General features: G+C 71.9%; 18 protein-coding genes. 10 read left to right on the top strand and 8 right to left on the bottom strand.

The features are described from left to right. Nucleotides 1–49 precede the first annotated feature (49 nt). A complete protein-coding gene (locus tag OUY22_RS21455) occupies nucleotides 50–646 on the bottom strand; it encodes a nucleotidyltransferase (RefSeq protein WP_270156862.1) in 597 nt (198 codons plus the stop codon). 80 nt (nucleotides 647–726) lie between these two features. On the opposite strand from OUY22_RS21455, the gene OUY22_RS21450 reads away from it, so the two are divergent. After that, on the top strand, nucleotides 727–1209 hold the full coding sequence (locus OUY22_RS21450; protein WP_270156861.1) for a DUF1360 domain-containing protein: 483 nt from the start codon (nucleotides 727–729) through the stop codon (nucleotides 1207–1209). Here the strand turns inward: OUY22_RS21450 and OUY22_RS21445 are convergent. Continuing rightward, the gene (locus OUY22_RS21445; protein ID WP_270156860.1) at nucleotides 1206–2159 is read right to left on the bottom strand and encodes a TIGR03557 family F420-dependent LLM class oxidoreductase; all 954 of its coding nucleotides are present in this window, start codon (nucleotides 2157–2159) and stop codon (nucleotides 1206–1208) included. The two genes, OUY22_RS21450 and OUY22_RS21445, sit on opposite strands and share 4 nt — an antisense overlap. A 70-nt stretch (nucleotides 2160–2229) precedes the next feature. Between OUY22_RS21445 and OUY22_RS21440 the strand changes: the two genes are divergently transcribed. Continuing rightward, complete coding sequence (locus OUY22_RS21440; protein ID WP_020543887.1) at nucleotides 2230–2379, top strand: GPGG-motif small membrane protein; 150 nt, start codon at nucleotides 2230–2232, stop codon at nucleotides 2377–2379. 240 nt (nucleotides 2380–2619) lie between these two features. Here OUY22_RS21440 and OUY22_RS21435 read toward each other — a convergent pair whose 3' ends face one another. From OUY22_RS21435 to OUY22_RS21425, 3 genes are read right to left on the bottom strand one after another with little or no spacing between them, the layout of a single operon-like run. Then, nucleotides 2620–3342: a metallophosphoesterase family protein gene (locus OUY22_RS21435; protein WP_270156859.1), complete on the bottom strand. Its 723-nt coding sequence runs from the start codon at nucleotides 3340–3342 to the stop codon at nucleotides 2620–2622. Then, the gene (locus tag OUY22_RS21430) at nucleotides 3335–3583 is read right to left on the bottom strand and encodes a BON domain-containing protein (protein WP_270156857.1); all 249 of its coding nucleotides are present in this window, start codon (nucleotides 3581–3583) and stop codon (nucleotides 3335–3337) included. The genes OUY22_RS21435 and OUY22_RS21430 overlap by 8 nt, the downstream gene beginning before the upstream one ends. A 48-nt stretch (nucleotides 3584–3631) precedes the next feature. Continuing rightward, nucleotides 3632–4630: a DNA topoisomerase IB gene (locus OUY22_RS21425; protein ID WP_270156856.1), complete on the bottom strand. Its 999-nt coding sequence runs from the start codon at nucleotides 4628–4630 to the stop codon at nucleotides 3632–3634. A 56-nt stretch (nucleotides 4631–4686) separates the two neighbouring features. Between OUY22_RS21425 and OUY22_RS21420 the strand changes: the two genes are divergently transcribed. From OUY22_RS21420 to OUY22_RS21410, 3 genes are all read left to right on the top strand, one after another. Beyond that, a complete protein-coding gene (locus tag OUY22_RS21420) occupies nucleotides 4687–4944 on the top strand; it encodes a hypothetical protein (protein WP_270156855.1) in 258 nt (85 codons plus the stop codon). Between the two features lie 8 nt (nucleotides 4945–4952). Then, nucleotides 4953–5963 carry an SDR family oxidoreductase gene (locus tag OUY22_RS21415; protein ID WP_270156854.1) on the top strand — a complete coding sequence of 337 codons (1011 nt, stop codon included), beginning with the start codon at nucleotides 4953–4955 and terminating at the stop codon, nucleotides 5961–5963. Between the two features lie 154 nt (nucleotides 5964–6117). Beyond that, nucleotides 6118–7944: a transketolase gene (locus OUY22_RS21410; RefSeq protein ID WP_270156853.1), complete on the top strand. Its 1827-nt coding sequence runs from the start codon at nucleotides 6118–6120 to the stop codon at nucleotides 7942–7944. Between the two features lie 114 nt (nucleotides 7945–8058). Here the strand turns inward: OUY22_RS21410 and OUY22_RS21405 are convergent, their stop codons facing one another. Beyond that, nucleotides 8059–8445, bottom strand: coding sequence for a ChaB family protein (locus OUY22_RS21405; RefSeq protein ID WP_270156852.1), 387 nt, complete (start codon nucleotides 8443–8445; stop codon nucleotides 8059–8061). 16 nt (nucleotides 8446–8461) lie between these two features. Next, nucleotides 8462–8743, bottom strand: coding sequence for a DUF6458 family protein (locus OUY22_RS21400; RefSeq protein ID WP_270156851.1), 282 nt, complete (start codon nucleotides 8741–8743; stop codon nucleotides 8462–8464). A 37-nt stretch (nucleotides 8744–8780) separates the two neighbouring features. Here OUY22_RS21400 and OUY22_RS21395 point away from each other — a divergent pair, with 37 nt between their 5' ends. The 5 genes from OUY22_RS21395 to OUY22_RS21375 all read left to right on the top strand — a co-directional run bounded on the left by OUY22_RS21395 (nucleotide 8781) and on the right by OUY22_RS21375 (nucleotide 13218). Continuing rightward, nucleotides 8781–9290 (top strand): shikimate kinase, encoded by a 510-nt coding sequence (locus tag OUY22_RS21395; RefSeq protein WP_270156850.1) that lies wholly within the window; start codon nucleotides 8781–8783, stop codon nucleotides 9288–9290. A 12-nt stretch (nucleotides 9291–9302) separates the two neighbouring features. Then, nucleotides 9303–9869: a GNAT family N-acetyltransferase gene (locus OUY22_RS21390; protein WP_270156849.1), complete on the top strand. Its 567-nt coding sequence runs from the start codon at nucleotides 9303–9305 to the stop codon at nucleotides 9867–9869. 110 nt (nucleotides 9870–9979) lie between these two features. Beyond that, nucleotides 9980–11221: a serine/threonine-protein kinase gene (locus OUY22_RS21385; protein ID WP_270156848.1), complete on the top strand. Its 1242-nt coding sequence runs from the start codon at nucleotides 9980–9982 to the stop codon at nucleotides 11219–11221. A gap of 102 nt (nucleotides 11222–11323) precedes the next feature. Then, nucleotides 11324–12295 carry a sugar kinase gene (locus OUY22_RS21380; protein ID WP_270156847.1) on the top strand — a complete coding sequence of 324 codons (972 nt, stop codon included), beginning with the start codon at nucleotides 11324–11326 and terminating at the stop codon, nucleotides 12293–12295. A 71-nt stretch (nucleotides 12296–12366) separates the two neighbouring features. After that, nucleotides 12367–13218, top strand: coding sequence for a DUF4429 domain-containing protein (locus tag OUY22_RS21375; RefSeq protein WP_270156846.1), 852 nt, complete (start codon nucleotides 12367–12369; stop codon nucleotides 13216–13218). Here the strand turns inward: OUY22_RS21375 and OUY22_RS21370 are convergent, their stop codons facing one another. Further along, nucleotides 13219–14880 (bottom strand): catalase, encoded by a 1662-nt coding sequence (locus OUY22_RS21370; protein WP_270156845.1) that lies wholly within the window; start codon nucleotides 14878–14880, stop codon nucleotides 13219–13221. Nucleotides 14881–14958: the final 78 nt, after the last annotated feature.

Genomic DNA, 14958 nt, shown 5'->3' with positions numbered 1-14958 from the left:
GCGTCCCCCGTGACGCGGCCCGCAGCGGTGTCCGTGGCTCACGGCAGGCTCACGGCCAGGAGGTGTCTCCCGAGGGCTCGATCGGCGACTCCAGCACGCCGAGCCGTTCGAGCAGCGTCAGGAAGGTGGCCGCGTACGGCGAGGACCCGGTCACGGCGGCGACCCGGCCCCAGTTGACCTGCTCCCGCAGCGCCCGCACCTGCGGCAGCAGCGCGCCGTAGTCGCAGGCGTGCTCCGACAGCGGCATGAGCCAGGAGATCACCAGGTCCGTCGCCTCCAGGACGGGCACGATAACCGCCGACGCCTTCATCGGCTCCGCCCGGTCCAGCAGCTCGTCGGTGACCTCACGGTCCGAAACCCGGAAGATCAGGTCCACGAGCCTTCCGTCGTCGTACGCCTTGACCAGCCAGTCCTCCGGCGGCTTGGCCGTCTGGAACCCGATGCCCCGCAGCGCCTCCAGGGCGGCGGGGACGTCGTGCTCGGTGATCACGAAATCCACGTCGTGCAGGGACGGCGCCGCGCCCCGCGCGTACGCGGCACACCCTCCCGCGAGCGCGAACTTGACGTTCGCGTCCTTCAGTCCGGAGCTCGCCCGTTTGAGCGTGTCAAGGATGGCGTCAGTGACTTCATGGCTGTGACTGCTCATGAAGGGCGGCTACCCTCCCGATCGCCGAATAGGCCTGCTCTGAAGCGTAGAATGACGGGTTCTGGGTAGCGCGCCGACCCATGACGGAGTTCCTGGAGAAGACCGGGCAGGAGTACGAGGGCGATCACGACAGGCCCCTGCGCACCTATGTCCGCATCATCGGCGTGTACGGGACGGTCGTGGCGGCGGCGACCCTGGCCGCGAAGCTCACCGGCAGGCGCCCGCCCGAGCGGATCGGCCTGATCGACGTGAGCCTGATGGCGGCCTGCACCCACAAGCTGTCGCGCCTGCTGGCCAAGGACCCCGTCACCAGCCCGATCAGGGCGCCGTTCACCCGCTTCCAGGGGGTGAGCGGGCCGTCGGAGCTGAAGGAGGAGCCGCGCAACACGGTGGGCGAGCTGGTGAGCTGCCCGTTCTGCATCGCCCAGTGGGCCGCCACGGGATACGCCATCGGTCTGGTCTTCGCGCCCCGGGCGACGAGGCTGGCCGGGGCGGCGATGACGGCCGTCGCCGCCTCCGACTGGCTGCACCTCGCGTACGCCAAGCTGATGAAGTCCGACTAGCGCACCCGGGGCAGCACCTCCCGCGCGTAGAAGTCGAAGAAGGCGTCCTGCTCCGGCCCGATCTGGCCCACGTACACCTCGTCGAAGCCGGCCTCCACGTACGCGCGCAGGGCCTGCGCGTGCACCTCGGGGTCGGGGCCGCACGGGCTGCCGCCCACGGCCTCCTCCTCCGTCACCGACTCGGCGAGCTGCTCGAAGTGGCGGGGCAGCGGCAGGATCTGGGACGCCTCCCCCTTGATGCCCTGGGTCGGCCAGAGCCGGTGCACGGTCCGCCGCGCGCTCGCCTCGTCGGCCGCGTAGCAGGCCTTGAGCCCGCCCACCGCCGGCTTGCCTGAACCCCCCGACTTGTGGAACAGCTCGACGGACTCGGCGCTGGGCCGGGTGGTGACGAAGCCGTCGCCGATCCGTCCGGCCAGCTCGGTGGAGGTCTCCCCGAGACCTGAGACGTAGACGGGCGGCGGCTCGTCGGGCAGCGTGTAGAGCCTGGCCGTGTCGACCTGGTAGTGGCGGCCTCGGTGCGAGACGAGCTTGCCGGTCCACAGCTCGCGCATGAGCCCGACGGCCTCCTCCAGCATCTCCCGCCGCTCGGCCGCGGGCGGCCAGCGCGACTCGATGACGTGCTCGTTGAGCGCCTCGCCGGTGCCGACGCCGAGCCGGAACCGGCCTCCGGTGATCGCCGCGCTGGTGGCCGCCGCCTGGGCCACGATCACCGGGTGGACGCGGACCAGCGGGCAGGTCACGGCCGTGGCGATGGGCAGCGAGGTGGCCTCGGCCAGCGCGCCGATGACCGTCCACACGAACGGCGACTGACCCTGGGCGTCCAGCCAGGGGTGGAAGTGGTCGGAGATCCACAGGGACTCGAACCCGGCGCGCTCGGCGGCCTTGGCCTGCCGGACCAACTCCTGGGGACCGTGTTCCTCCGCGGACAACAAGTAGCCGAAAGTCGTCATGAACTTTTCCTGCCCGAGGTTGAACAGGAAAACATGTTAAAGGGTCCGCCCGAGGGGCAGTAGCGGAGGCATGGCTACTTTGCTCTGGATCATCGCAGTGATTCTCGTCATCGCCGGCATCTATGTGATTCTGGCCCGTCGCGATCTCCTGTGGGGGATCGTCCTGATCGTTCTGGGGTTCCTGGTCGGCCCCGGCGGGGTCAGCATCTTCAATGTGTAGGGCGTTTTCGGACGCCCCACACGCCCGTTCATTGGGCCGGTGGTTATGCCGGCCCCAATGAATTGTCATAGATAAAGACGGAGTTGTACCTATTGAAGCCCTTCCCGGGGTGACCCCGGGAAGGGCTTCGCTTCGGTTGCGCCAGGCTGACCCGGCGGCAGGCTGACCCGACGCCGGTTCGCCGGCGCCGGGTCGCGGTGTCTCTCGGTGTCTCTCGGTGTCTCTCGGTGTCTCGCGGTGTCAGTCGCCCGACAGGCGGTAGACGGCGTACGCGGCGCCGAGCACCGGCAGGGCGACGTTACGCACCCGGATGCCGCCGGAGGTCATGCCCTTCTCGGAGCCCTTGTGCGCGTGACCGTGCAGGATGAGGTCGGCGCCCGCCGTGTCGACCGCCTCGGCGAGCAGGTAGCTGCCCAGGAACGGGTAGATCTCCAGCGGTTCGCCCTCCAGCGTCTCCTTGATGGGCGAATAGTGCGAGAGCACCACCTTGCGGTCGACGTCCATCTCCTTGAGCGCCTTCTGCCAGGACTCCGCGATCAGCCGCGTGTGCCGGACGAAGTTCTTGGTCTCGCGCTCGCCGAACTCGCTGGCGCACTTGCCGGCGAACCCGCCGCCGAAGCCCTTGCCCCCGACCACGCCCAGCCGGGTGCCGGCGCACTCGATGACGACGCCTTCGTCGTTGAGGACGATGACGCCGGCGTCGCGCAGCTCACCGGCGATCTCGTGCTGCAGGTCGGAGTGGTAGTCGTGGTTGCCGAGCACGGCCACGACCGGGATCGGCAGGTCGCGCAGCTCGTCGGCCACCACCCTGCCCTCCGCCAGCGTGCCGTGCCGGGTCAGGTCGCCGGCCACCATGAGGATGTCCGCGCGCTCGTCGATCCCGTCCAGGCTCTTGCGGTACTGGCCGCGTACGTCCTCACCCAGGTGGATGTCTCCCACGGCCGCGATGCGAAGATCAGTCAAGTCGCTCATCCTCTCCTGGCCGGTTGACCTCGACGACGTTGATCTCGTTGTGCACGCGCAGATCCGGGGCGATCTCCCGTGCCACCTCGCCGAGCCGTTCACGCTGTTCGGCGCCGCTCACCTGGCCGCGCAGGAACAGCTGATCGCCTCTGACGTCGACGCGGATGCCCAGCTCGTGCGTGCGGACGTCCTCGGCCAGCGCCGCCTGGACGCGGGCCGCGACGTACTGCGGAGCTTCCATCGCTTTCCTCCCTTTACTCTTTGCCGCGCATGCCCGGCAAAGAACCGCTCAAACGGTACGAAGGAGGCGGATGACGGCCTGTTCCACCTCACCGTGGGTGGCCAGCTTGCCGAAGTCCACGTCGGCGCCCAGTTCGGTGAGCGCGTGGGCGATCGTCCTGCCCTCCTCGTACGCCGTGATCACCCGCGGATCCACGTACGACGCCCGCGCTACTGCGGGGGTGTTGCCGAGATACTCGGCGACCTCCTGGACCACCCGGCTCACGGCCCGCTTCCTGGCCGTGTCGCTGTCGGCCATGCGGGAGACGGCCAGCCCGACGGCGGCCAGCACCGTGGCGTGCCAGGTGCGGAAGTCCTTGGCCGTGAACTCGCCGATGGTCTCGCGCAGGTAGTCGTTGATGTCCTCGCTGCGCACGTCCACCCAGCCGTTCTCGCCCTGGTATCGCAGCAGCTCGCCATCGGCGCGCAGCGCCTTCAGCGCCCTGACGACCCGGCAGGCGCCCGGGTCGGCCACCTCGACCTCGCGGGGCACGTCGCCCTTGGCGGGGTACGAGCAGGTGATCGTGCCGCGGCCGCAGGTCACGTGGTCCATCCGCAGGGTGGCCAGGCCGTAGCTGTCGTAGCCTTCGCCGCCGACGCGGAAGAAGCCGACGTCGAGCAGCCGCGCCGCGGCGGCGAGCACCCGCTCCCTGGTCAGCTTGCGTCCCTTGAGCTGCTCGTCGACGCTCTTCCTGAACGCGGGCAGCCGCTCGGCCAGCTCCAGCACCCGGTCGAACTTGGCCTCGTCCTGCCGCTGCCGCCACACGTCGTGGTAGCGGTACTGGCGGCGCCCGGCCGCGTCGGTGCCGACCGCCTGGAGGTGCCCGTGCGGGGAGGGGCAGATCCACACGTCGGTCCACGCGGGCGGGATGGTCAGGGCCCTGATCCTGGCCAGCGTCGCCTGGTCGCGTATGGTCTCGCCGCGCGCGTCGTGGTAGCTGAATCCCCGGCCTCTCCGGCGCCGGGTGATCCCGGGCTCGTTGGGGTCGCTGGGACGCAGGTCGGGCACGCCCGCCGGGCTACCCGCCGCGTTAAAGGGCAAACGGCCAGGGCAGGTGAGTCCTCATGAGTGAAGACAAGAACTGGGTCGAGACCAAGGACAAGAAGGGTCATGCGATGGTGCCCGCCACGCCTCGCGACGTGGCCCACATCAGGGTCGGCTCCTTCATCCTGGTGTTCCTGTTCGCCTTCGCGGTGCTCGGCGTCATCTCCCAGGCCTGGATCATGACGGGGATCGCCATCGTGCTCGCGATCATCACGGCGGTCGACATCGCGCTCGCCGTCCGCCGGCAGAAGAACCGCGACGTCGGAGAGGCGGGCTGATCACCCCCATGGCTCCCCACATCCTCCAGGACAGGGTGGTCGTCGTCACGGGCGCGAGCGGCGGTGTGGGCCGGGCGGTGGTCCGCGAGCTCGGCGCCAAGGGCGCCAAGGTGGCGCTGGTCGCCCGCGGCGCCGTGGGGCTCGGCGCGGCGGCGGTGGACGTCGGCGCGGCCGGCGGCATCGCCCAGGTGTACGAGGCGGACGTCGCCGACTACGAGCAGGTGCGCAAGGCCGCCGAGCGGATCGAGGCCGAGCTGGGGCCCATCGACGTGTGGATCAACGCGGCGTCCTCGTCGGTGTCCGCCCGGTTCACCGACATCTCCCCCGAGGAGTACGAGCGCACGACCGCGGTCACGTACCTGGGGTGCGTCTGGGGGACCAGAGTGGCCCTGGAGCTGATGCGGCCGAGGAACCGGGGCACGATCGTGCAGACGGGCTCGGCCCTGGCGCACCGGTCCGTCCCGCTGCGGTCGGCGTACTGCGGGGCCGAGCACGGCATCCGGGGCTTCACCGAGTCGCTCCGCACCGAGCTGCTGGCGGAGCGGAGCGGCATCCGGGTCACCACGGTCCAGCTCCCCGCGATGAACGCGCCCCGCCTCGGCTCGACGCCGTCGCAGGCGGGCGGTCGTCCGCGGCCGAAGCCCCCGGTCCACCAGCCGGAGGTGGCCGCCCGAGGCATCGTGCACGCGGCCGCGCACCCGGAACGCAAGGAGTACTGGGTCGGGGCCGGGACCGCGGCCGTCCTCATGGCCCAGCGCGTCGCCCCCGCCCTGGTGGACCACTACCTGGCCAGGACCGCCGGCCAGCCGCGGCAGTCCGGCGAGCAGCCCGCCGGCGACGCCGCGAACCTGTGGGAGCCGGTCGAGGAGGTTCCCGGCCACGACGACTCCGGCCACCACCATCCGCACGCGCGCAGCCTCCAGCTGTGGCTCTCCCAGCACCGCCGCGCGGTCCTGCTCACCCTGGCCGCCGCCGGCGCGGTGGCGAGCGCGGCCGTGACCAGGAAGTCCTCCCGCTGACAGAACCGACTCCGCTCCACCAGGACGGCCGTTCCCGGAACCGCGGAACGGCCGTTTCGCGTTCTCCGCGCGGGCGCCGGGCCCGCGATTCGCCCCATCCCCCACGGGTAGGCGCCCCCGGGAACGATCGGAGTGAGAACGATCGGAGGGAACCATGGCTGAGCAAGATCTGCGGTTTCTCGGCGAGCTGGCGGCGCAACTGCGCGTCGACTCGGTGAGAGCCGCCGCGGCGGCGGGTTCCGGCCACCCGACCTCGTCGATGTCCGCCGCCGATCTGATGGCGGTGCTCCTCGCCCACCATGTGCGCTACGACTTCGAGGACCCCGGCAACCCGGCGAACGACCACCTCATCTTCTCCAAGGGCCACGCCTCGCCCCTGCTGTACTCCCTGTTCAAGGCGGTGGGCGTGATCACCGACGACGAACTGCTGTCGTTCCGCAAGCGCGGCAGCCGCCTGGAGGGGCATCCGACGCCCAGACTGCCCTGGGTGGACGTGGCCACCGGCTCGCTCGGCCAGGGTCTGCCCGTCGGGGTCGGCGTCGCGATGGCCGGGCGGCTGGAGCGCGGACCGTACCGGGTGTGGGTGCTGTGCGGCGACAGCGAGCTGGCCGAAGGCTCCATCTGGGAGGCGGCGGAGCAGGCCGGCGACACGGGACTGGACAACCTGACGCTGATCGTGGACGTCAACCGCCTGGGCCAGCGCGGACCCACCCGGCACGGCTGGGACACCGGGGCGTACGCGCGCAGGTTCGGCGCGTTCGGCTGGCACACGATCGAGGTCGACGGGCACGACCCCGGCCGGATCCACGAGGCGCTGGAGCAGGCGCGCGACACCCGCGGGCGGCCCGTCGCGATCCTGGCCGCGACCCGCAAGGGCGCGGGCGTGCGGGCGGTCGAGGACCGCGAGGGCAAGCACGGCAAGCCGTTGAAGGAGCCGGACGTGGCCGTCGCGGAGCTGGGCGGCCGGCGCGACCTGCGGGTGACGGTGCGCCGCCCGGAGCGCTGGGCCGAGCCGCGGCGGTTCGAGGGCGGCGAGCTGGTCCTCCCCGAGTACAAGGTCGGCGACCAGGTGGCGACCCGCAGCGCGTACGGCGAGGCCCTGGCCGCGCTGGGCGCCGCGCGCGGCGACGTGGTGGCGCTCGACGGCGAGGTCGCCGACTCGACCAAGGCCGAGGAGTTCGCGCACGCGTTCCCGGAACGGTTCTTCGAGCTGTACATCGCCGAGCAGCAGCTCGTCGCCGCCGCCATGGGCATGGCCACGCGCGGCTGGGTCCCGTACGCGGCCACCTTCGCCGCCTTCCTCACCAGGGCGTACGACTTCATCCGGATGGCCGGGGTGAGCCGGTCGCCGATCCGGCTGGTCGGCTCGCACGCCGGGGTGTCCATCGGCGAGGACGGCCCGTCCCAGATGGGGCTGGAGGACCTGGCCATGATGCGGGCCGTGTACGACAGCACCGTCCTCTACCCGTGCGACGCCAACCAGGCGGCGGCCCTGACCGTGGAGATGGCGGACCTGGCCGGCGTGTCGTACCTGCGCACCACGCGCGGCGCGACGCCGGTCATCCACCCGCCCGGCGAGCGCTTCCCCGTGGGCGGCTCTTGCGTGCTGCGCCGCTCGACGTCGGACCGGGCCACGGTCGTGGCCGCCGGGATCACCGTGCACGAGGCGCTGGCCGCCGCCGACACGCTGGCCGCCGGCGGGGTGCGGGTCGGCGTGCTCGACATGTACTCGGTCAAGCCGATCGACAAGGCGGTGCTGGTGGAGGCGGCGACCACGACCGGCAACCTGATCACGGTGGAGGACCACCGGCCGGAGGGCGGGCTCGGCGACGCCGTGCTGGACGCGGTCTGCGAGCTGGGGCCGCGGGTGGTGAAGCTGGCCGTGCAGAACATGCCCGGCTCCGCCACGCCGCAGGAGCAGCTCGCCGACGCGCGCGTCGACCGCCACGCCATCGTCGCGGCCGTCGAGAGACTGATCTGAGGGCTCCGCCCGGGGCGGCGAGCCGAGGCCCACGCCGACCCATCCCCGGGCGGCACGAGCGTGGGGCGGGCCGGCCGCCCTTCCGGCGGCCGACCCATCCCCACGCGGTGCCGATCAGCGACGCGCCTTGGCGGTCGCCTTCCTGTTGGCCTTCTTGATGGCGTCCACGAGCTCCTGCTTGGTCATCTTCGAACGGCCGCTGATGTCCAGCTCGGCGGCCACGCGCCGCAGGTGCTCCTTGCTGGCGTTGGCGTCGACGCCCTCCGCCGTACGTCCCGAGCGGTCCGTCGCGCCCTTGTCCGACGGGCCCTTCTCCGCCTTCGGCTCCCAGTGGTCGCCCACCTTCTCGAAGGAGTGCTTCAGCGCGGAGAAAGCCGTCATGTGGGCGCGCCGGCCCTCGCCGTACGTCTCGACGGCTGAGTCGTGCGCCTTCATCCACGTGTCCTGCGCCTTCTTCGGGGAGCGGCGGACGGTGGACGGGAGTTCCTCTCTGGCCGGCATGCGCGGCCCCACCTCCTTACAACGGCGGCTCGTCGTAACGGCGACGCTCCTCGTACACGGTCGTCCTGCGTGCCTCAGGCTCCTCGTAGATCTCGTGACGATGGACCGGCTCCTCGATGGGGCCGACCGCCCTGCGGGCAACCTGGATCCGGTAGAGCGCGAACAGGAGCCCGACCAGCCCACCGAGCATGATGATCACACCGACGACATTGATGTCCACACCGGCGAGATCGAATTCGACGGCCCACGTCAGGATCGCGCCGAGCATGATGAGGATGATGCTTCCGGCGATGGTCATTTGATTTACCTCCTTGACACGAGGAACCTCTATCCACATGAGGAAAAACAAACCCATCGTCGTGATAGGGCTGATGGGAAGCGGTAAAAGCACGGTAGGCCGCCTCATCGCCGGCGCTCTCGGGCTTCCTTTCAGCGACAGCGACCCCTTTCTGAAGGAGAAGTACGGGGGCAGCGCCGCCGAGTTCGCCGCCCGCGAGGGCATCGACGTGCTGCACGCGCGGGAGGCCGAGCATCTGGTCCAGCAACTCGCCGGCGAGCCGAAGGTGATCGCCGCCGCGGCCAGCACGGTGGAGAGCGCCCCGGCCCGCGAGGCGATGCGCGAGGCGCTGGTGATCTGGCTCGACGCGAAGGACGCGGTGCTCGCCGAACGGATGCGCTCCAGTGACCACCGGCCCGGCTTCTCCCCGGCCGACATGCGCGCCCGGCGCGAGCGTCATTTCCGGGAGGTGGCGGATCTGACGTATGACGTGGGCGCGCTGAAACCGGAGGAGGTGCTGGCGGCCGTGTTGCGCGATATGGGCTTGCCCGCCTCCGGGCAGGGCTGATAACCAGGGGCGATGTTCTCCGAGAAGCCTGTCCTGACCGGCGAGCGGGTGACGCTGCGGCCGGTCGGGCCCGAGCACGCCGACGGCCTGTTCGCGCTGGTCTCCGATCCGGAGGTGCGGCGGCTGACCGGCTCGCACGCCGCCTTCGACCCCGAGGCGTGCCGCCGCTGGTGCGCCACCAGGAGTGACCAGTCCGACCGCCTCGACCTGGCCATCGAGGCCGGCGGCGAGTACGTCGGCGAGTACGTCGGCGAGGTGGTGCTCAACGAGGTCGACCCGGCCAACCTGTCGTGCAACCTGCGCATCGCGCTGATCGGCGCGCGGGCCTTCGGCAAGGGGTACGGCACCGAGGCCATCGCGCTCACCCTCGGCCACGCCTTCGGCACCACGCCGCTGCACCGGATCAGCCTGGAGGTGTTCGCGTTCAACGACCGGGCCCGGCACGTCTACAAGAAGCTCGGTTTCGTCGAGGAGGGCCGGCTCCGCGACGCCCTGCGCTGGGAGGGCGCCTGGCACGACGCCGTGGTGATGTCCGTGCTGCGGCCCGACTGGCTCTCAAGATCCGATTTCCTGACATAATGATCATCACCCACGGGCTCCCCGAGGCGCGCGGGGGGCCTGTGGTGCCCGGGAGCCCTGCGCAACCAATGCGCGTCCGGCCGCGTCTAAGCCTTCTGATGATGCGTTCGGTGCCTGGCGATCCCGAGCAGCTCGGCGGCTACTGGCTGGCGGGGCGGCTCGGCGCGGGCCGGCACGGCGTGGTCTACGACGCCTACGACGACGCGGGCCGCCGCTTCGCGGTCCGGGTCCCGCGCGGCCCGCTCCCCCGCCTCCGGCCGGTGACGCACCCGCACCTGGCCGGCGTGCTCGACGTCCGGCCCTGCGGGCCGTCCCCCTACGTGGTCAGCGAGTTCGCGTGCGGGACGTCCCTGCGGGAGGCGGTCGCCCTGCGCGGCCCGTACGCGGGCGAGGAACTCGTCGCGCTGGCCACGGCCGTGGCGTCGGCGCTCTCCTGCCTGCACGCCGCCGGCCTGGCCCACGGCGACCTGCGGCCCGGCAAGGTGCTGATCACCGGCGACGGGCCGAAGGTCATCTGTCCCGGCGGGCCGGGCGTGGTCGGCTGCGCCCGCACCTACCTCGCCCCCGAGGTCGTCACGGGCACGCGGCCGGGGGCGGCGGGCGACGTGTTCGCCTGGGGCGCGCTGGTGCTGTTCGCGGCCACGGGCGCGGACCCGTTCCGGGGCGGGTCCATGGGCGAGGTCATGCACCGCGTGCTGTCCTGCGACCCGGACGTGACCGTGCTCCCGCCCCGGCTGCGCGACCCGGTGGCGCGCGCCCTGTCCAAGGACCCGGCGTCCCGTCCCGGCGCCGCCGGCCTGGTGATCCCGACGCCGGCCCGGGTGCCGCCGCTGCCGGGGCCGCCCGCCCTGGGCGAGGTGGCGGAGGAGCTGTACGCGTCCTTGACCGCCGGCGAGCGGGCCCGGCTGAGGGACCTGCTGGTGGAGCTGGCCTCCGGCACGGCGGCGGTCGTCGCCCACGGGCCCGTCGAGCCGGTGCTCTCCCGGTTGCTGGAGACGGGGCTGCTGGTCCGGCCCGGCGTCGCCGTCCCTCCCACCCGCGCCGAGGCCGGGACGCTGGTGGCCGTCACCGGCGACCGTCTGGCCCCGGCCAGCCGCGCGCTCTTCCACGCCTGGCCGCGCCTGCGCGGCTGGCTCGACCGGCCGCGCGAGGAGACCCGCTCCTGGGCGCGGGCCTGCCTCCCGCCCTCCCGGCCCCGCCGGCCCGGGTTACGGTGGCCGTCTGCGGCGGCCGTGGTCGCCGTCGCGTTGGCCGCGTCCGTCACCTTCCGGGACGCCCGCCGGGCGGCCGAGCGGCTCGGCGCCGTCTTCTCCCGCCCCCGCTCGCCCGTCCGCCCCCACGTCAGACCCTGACCCCGTATGAGCCTGGGGCCGGCCTGGGGAACCGCGCCGGTCTTCGCCCCTCCCGGCCCTGGCGGCTGGCGTACGGGCCCGCGCCGAAATAGGTTTCTGCCCGTGCCCGAACTCGACTCCGCGACAGACTTGGTCACCTTCGGCGAGACGATGGCCCTGTTCGTCTCCCGCCGCACCGGCCCGCTGCGCTTCGCCCGCGACTTCGACCTGGGTCTCGGCGGCGCCGAGTCCAACCTGGCGGTCGGGGTGACCCGGCTGGGCCGCTCGGCCTGCTGGGTGGGCCGGGTGGGCGCGGACGAGTTCGGCGACCTCATCCGCTCGGCCCTGGCGGGCGAGGGCGTGGACGTGCGGGCCATCCCCGACCTGGAGGCGCAGACCGGGCTGATGATCAAGGGCAGGCGTACGGCCGACCACGTCGACGTGCGCTACTACCGCGCGGGCGGCGCCGGCTCCCGCCTGCGGCCCGAGGACCTGGACCCCGCCCTGATCAGAGGCGCGCGGGTGCTGCACGTCACGGCGATCACCCCGGCCCTGTCGGAGTCCGCCCGCGCGACCGTACGGCACGCCGTGGAGGAGGCGCGGGACGCGGGAGTGCCGGTGTCGCTGGACGTCAACTACCGCAGGGCGCTGTGGAGCCAGGAGGCGGCGGGCGCGTGGCTGCGCGAGGTGGCGGGGCGGGTCGACGTGCTGTTCGCCACCGCGGACGAGGCCCGCCTGATCGCCGCCGACGCCCCGCTCGACGACCCGGCCGCGACGGCGGCGGCGCTGGCGGCGCTGGGGCCGCGGCACGTGCTGGTCAAGCTGGGGTCGCGGGGCGCGGTCGAGTGGTCCGACGGGGTCTGCCGCCGGGCGCCGGCCTACCAGGTGACCGCGGTGGACCCGGTGGGCGCGGGCGACGCGTTCGCCGCCGGATGGCTGGCCGACTGGCTGGAGGGCGCCGAGCCCGACCAGCGGCTGCGCACGGCCTGCGCGGCGGGGGCGTTCGCGGTCACCTCGCAGGGTGACTGGGAGAGCCTGCCCACCCGCGCCGACCTGACGCTGCTGGAGCGCTCCGCCGACGGGGTCAGCCGGTAACGGCCGGACGGTCCTGGCCGGAGCCCGATCAGCGCGGTGCGTGACCGTTTCGCCCCACTAGGCTGGCAATCATGGCTGAGATCGCGCTTGCCGACGGGGTGTGGACGTTCAACGGTGAGACCCTGAGGATCGTGCCCGGCAGCGGCCGCGACGTGCACGAGGTGCGGAAGACGCTGGGCGAGCTGGTCGTCCCGCTGGAGGCGATCGCGGGGGTCACGTTCGAGCCCGCGCGCAAGGGCGGCCATCTGCGGCTGCGGCTGCGCAAGGGGGCCGACCCGCTGACCGACGCGGTGGCGGGCTCGCTCACCGCGCCCGCCGACCCGTACCGGCTGCAGATCCCGAAGGACCGCACCGGCGCGGCGGAGTACTTCGCCGACGAGATCCGCGACAGCCTCGCGGTCTGGCAGACCTCGGCGGGGCCGTGCGAGGAGTTCCTGCTGCCCGGCCCGGCCGTGCCGATCACGGCGACCGCGGGCGACGGCACGGTGAGCTTCGACGGGGAGCGCGTCCGCGTCGAGTGGACCGGGTTCGCCTCGACGTCCAAGGAGGAGGCGGGCCCGCAGGAGTTCGCGGTGACGGACCTGACGGGCGTGGAGTGGAAGCCGCAGACCGGCATCAGCCACGGCATGCTGCGCTTCCGCCTCAAGGGCGAAGGGCCGCTCAAGCAGCCGCAGAAGGACCCGCGCTGCGTGGCGTGGGGGATGCAGCGCTTCGGCGGGACGACCTGCCTGGTGGCGGCGGCCGTCCTGGCCCGCATCCCGCGCGGGCCCGCCGAGCTCCCTCCGCCGCCGCCGAGCACGACGGCGGAGACGGAGACGATCCTGCGTCACCTGTCGGAGCTCGGCGAGCTGCACCGCCAGGGCGTGCTGACGGAGGAGGAGTTCAGCGCGGCGAAGCAGGCCCTGCTGCGCCGCCTGGGGTGACTACCTCTCGGCGTGCGCGGCCCGCTCGTTGGGCACGCAGTGCGTCATCTTGAGGCCCCCCACCTCGCGCGGCCCGTTCTTGCCGAGGTTGGCCAGGCGCTCCATCTCCTCCTTGGTCAGGTCCTGGGTCGCGAGCGGCTTGAGGTGCTTGACGTCGTCGGGCGTGATGCCGAGTCCCTCGCCCACGCGCAGGCCCAGTTCGTCGTCGACCATGAGGAAGTGCCAGACCATGCGCTCGGCGATGCGCCGGTCGCACTCCTTGAGGTTCGTCACGAAGTTGAGGACCAGGTCGTCGCGCTCCCAGTCCTCCATGAGCCGGAAGCGCTGCCCGGCCTGGGTGTAGTCGTTGGTCCTCGGGATGCGCTTGCGGGTCAGCCGCCCGCTGAGGACCGGCCCCTCCTCGTCCACGGTCGGGTACTCGGCCTCGCGCAGCCCGTCGATCAGCGACGGCTCGTAGTTGATGTGCGGCGACTCACCGGCGGTGTCGACGAAGTACGTCATCTGGCCGTCGCGCTGGTTGGTGTTGATCTCGGCGTTCTTCGCCTGGTTGACCGGCAGCTGCAGGTAGTTCGGGCCGACCCGGTAGCGCTGCGTGTCGCTGTACGAGAACGTCCGGCCGACCAGCATCTTGTCGTCGGAGAAGTCCAGCCCGTCGACCAGCACGCCGGTGCCGAACGAGATCTGCTCGTTCTCGGCGAAGTTGTTGGACACGTTGCGGTTGAGCACCAGGCGCCCGACCGGCCGGGCGGGGAACTCGTTCTCCGGCCACAGCTTGGTGTCGTCGAGCGGGTCGAAGTCCAGCTCGGGGTGCTCGTCGTCGCTCATGATCTGGACGAGCAGCTCCCACTCGGGGTAGTCGCCCCGCTCGATCGCCTCGTGCAGGTCGCGGGTGGCGTGGCCGAGGTCGTTGGCCTGGATCGCCGCCGCGTCCGCCTCGGTCATGCTGCGCACGCCCTGCTTGGGCATCCAGTGGTACTTGACCAGCACGGTCTCGCCCTGCTGGTTGACCCACTTGTAGGTGTTGACGCCGAACCCCTGCATGTGCCGGTAGTCCGCCGGGATGCCGCGCGGGCTGAACAGGTTGACCAGCATGTGCATGCTCTCGGGCGTCTGCGACATGAAGTCGAAGATCCGGTTCGGCTCCTGGCGGAACGTCACCGGGTCGGGCTTGAGCGAGTGGATCACGTCGGGGAACTTGATCGCGTCCCGGATGAAGAACACGGCCAGGTTGTTGCCCACCAGGTCCCAGTTGCCGTCCTCGGTGTAGAACTTGACCGCGAACCCCCGAGGGTCGCGGGCCGTCTCCGCCGAGTCGCGGCCGCCGATGACGGTGGAGAACCGCAGCGCCACGTCGGTCCGCTTGCCCGCCTCCTGGAACAGCTTGGCCCGGGTGTAGCGGCTGATCGGCTCGTCGCCGATCTTCCCGTACGCCTCGAAGTAGCCGAACGCGGTGACGCCCCGGGCGTGCACGACCCGCTCGGGGATGCGCTCCCGGTCGAAGTGGCTGATCTTCTCCAGGAACTGGTAGTTCTCCAGCGTCGCGGGGCCGCGAGCGCCGACCGTCCGCTGGTTCTGGTTGTCGTAGACAGGGTGCCCCTGCCGGTTCGTCAGGATCCGCCGCTGGTCCTCCGGGCCGGACCCCTGACCGGAAACATCAGTCATGTCACCGTTCCTCTCCTTTGATGAGCCTCTTCCCCCCATGCCCTCAACTCCCGGCAGCTCACGGGCAAAGACTCATCG

This window comes from Nonomuraea corallina, assembly GCF_027620315.1.
GTDB classification, from domain to species: domain Bacteria; phylum Actinomycetota; class Actinomycetes; order Streptosporangiales; family Streptosporangiaceae; genus Nonomuraea; species Nonomuraea corallina.
The sequence above is the reverse complement of the archived record's forward strand: the minus strand, read 5'-3'. Positions and strand labels throughout refer to the sequence as shown.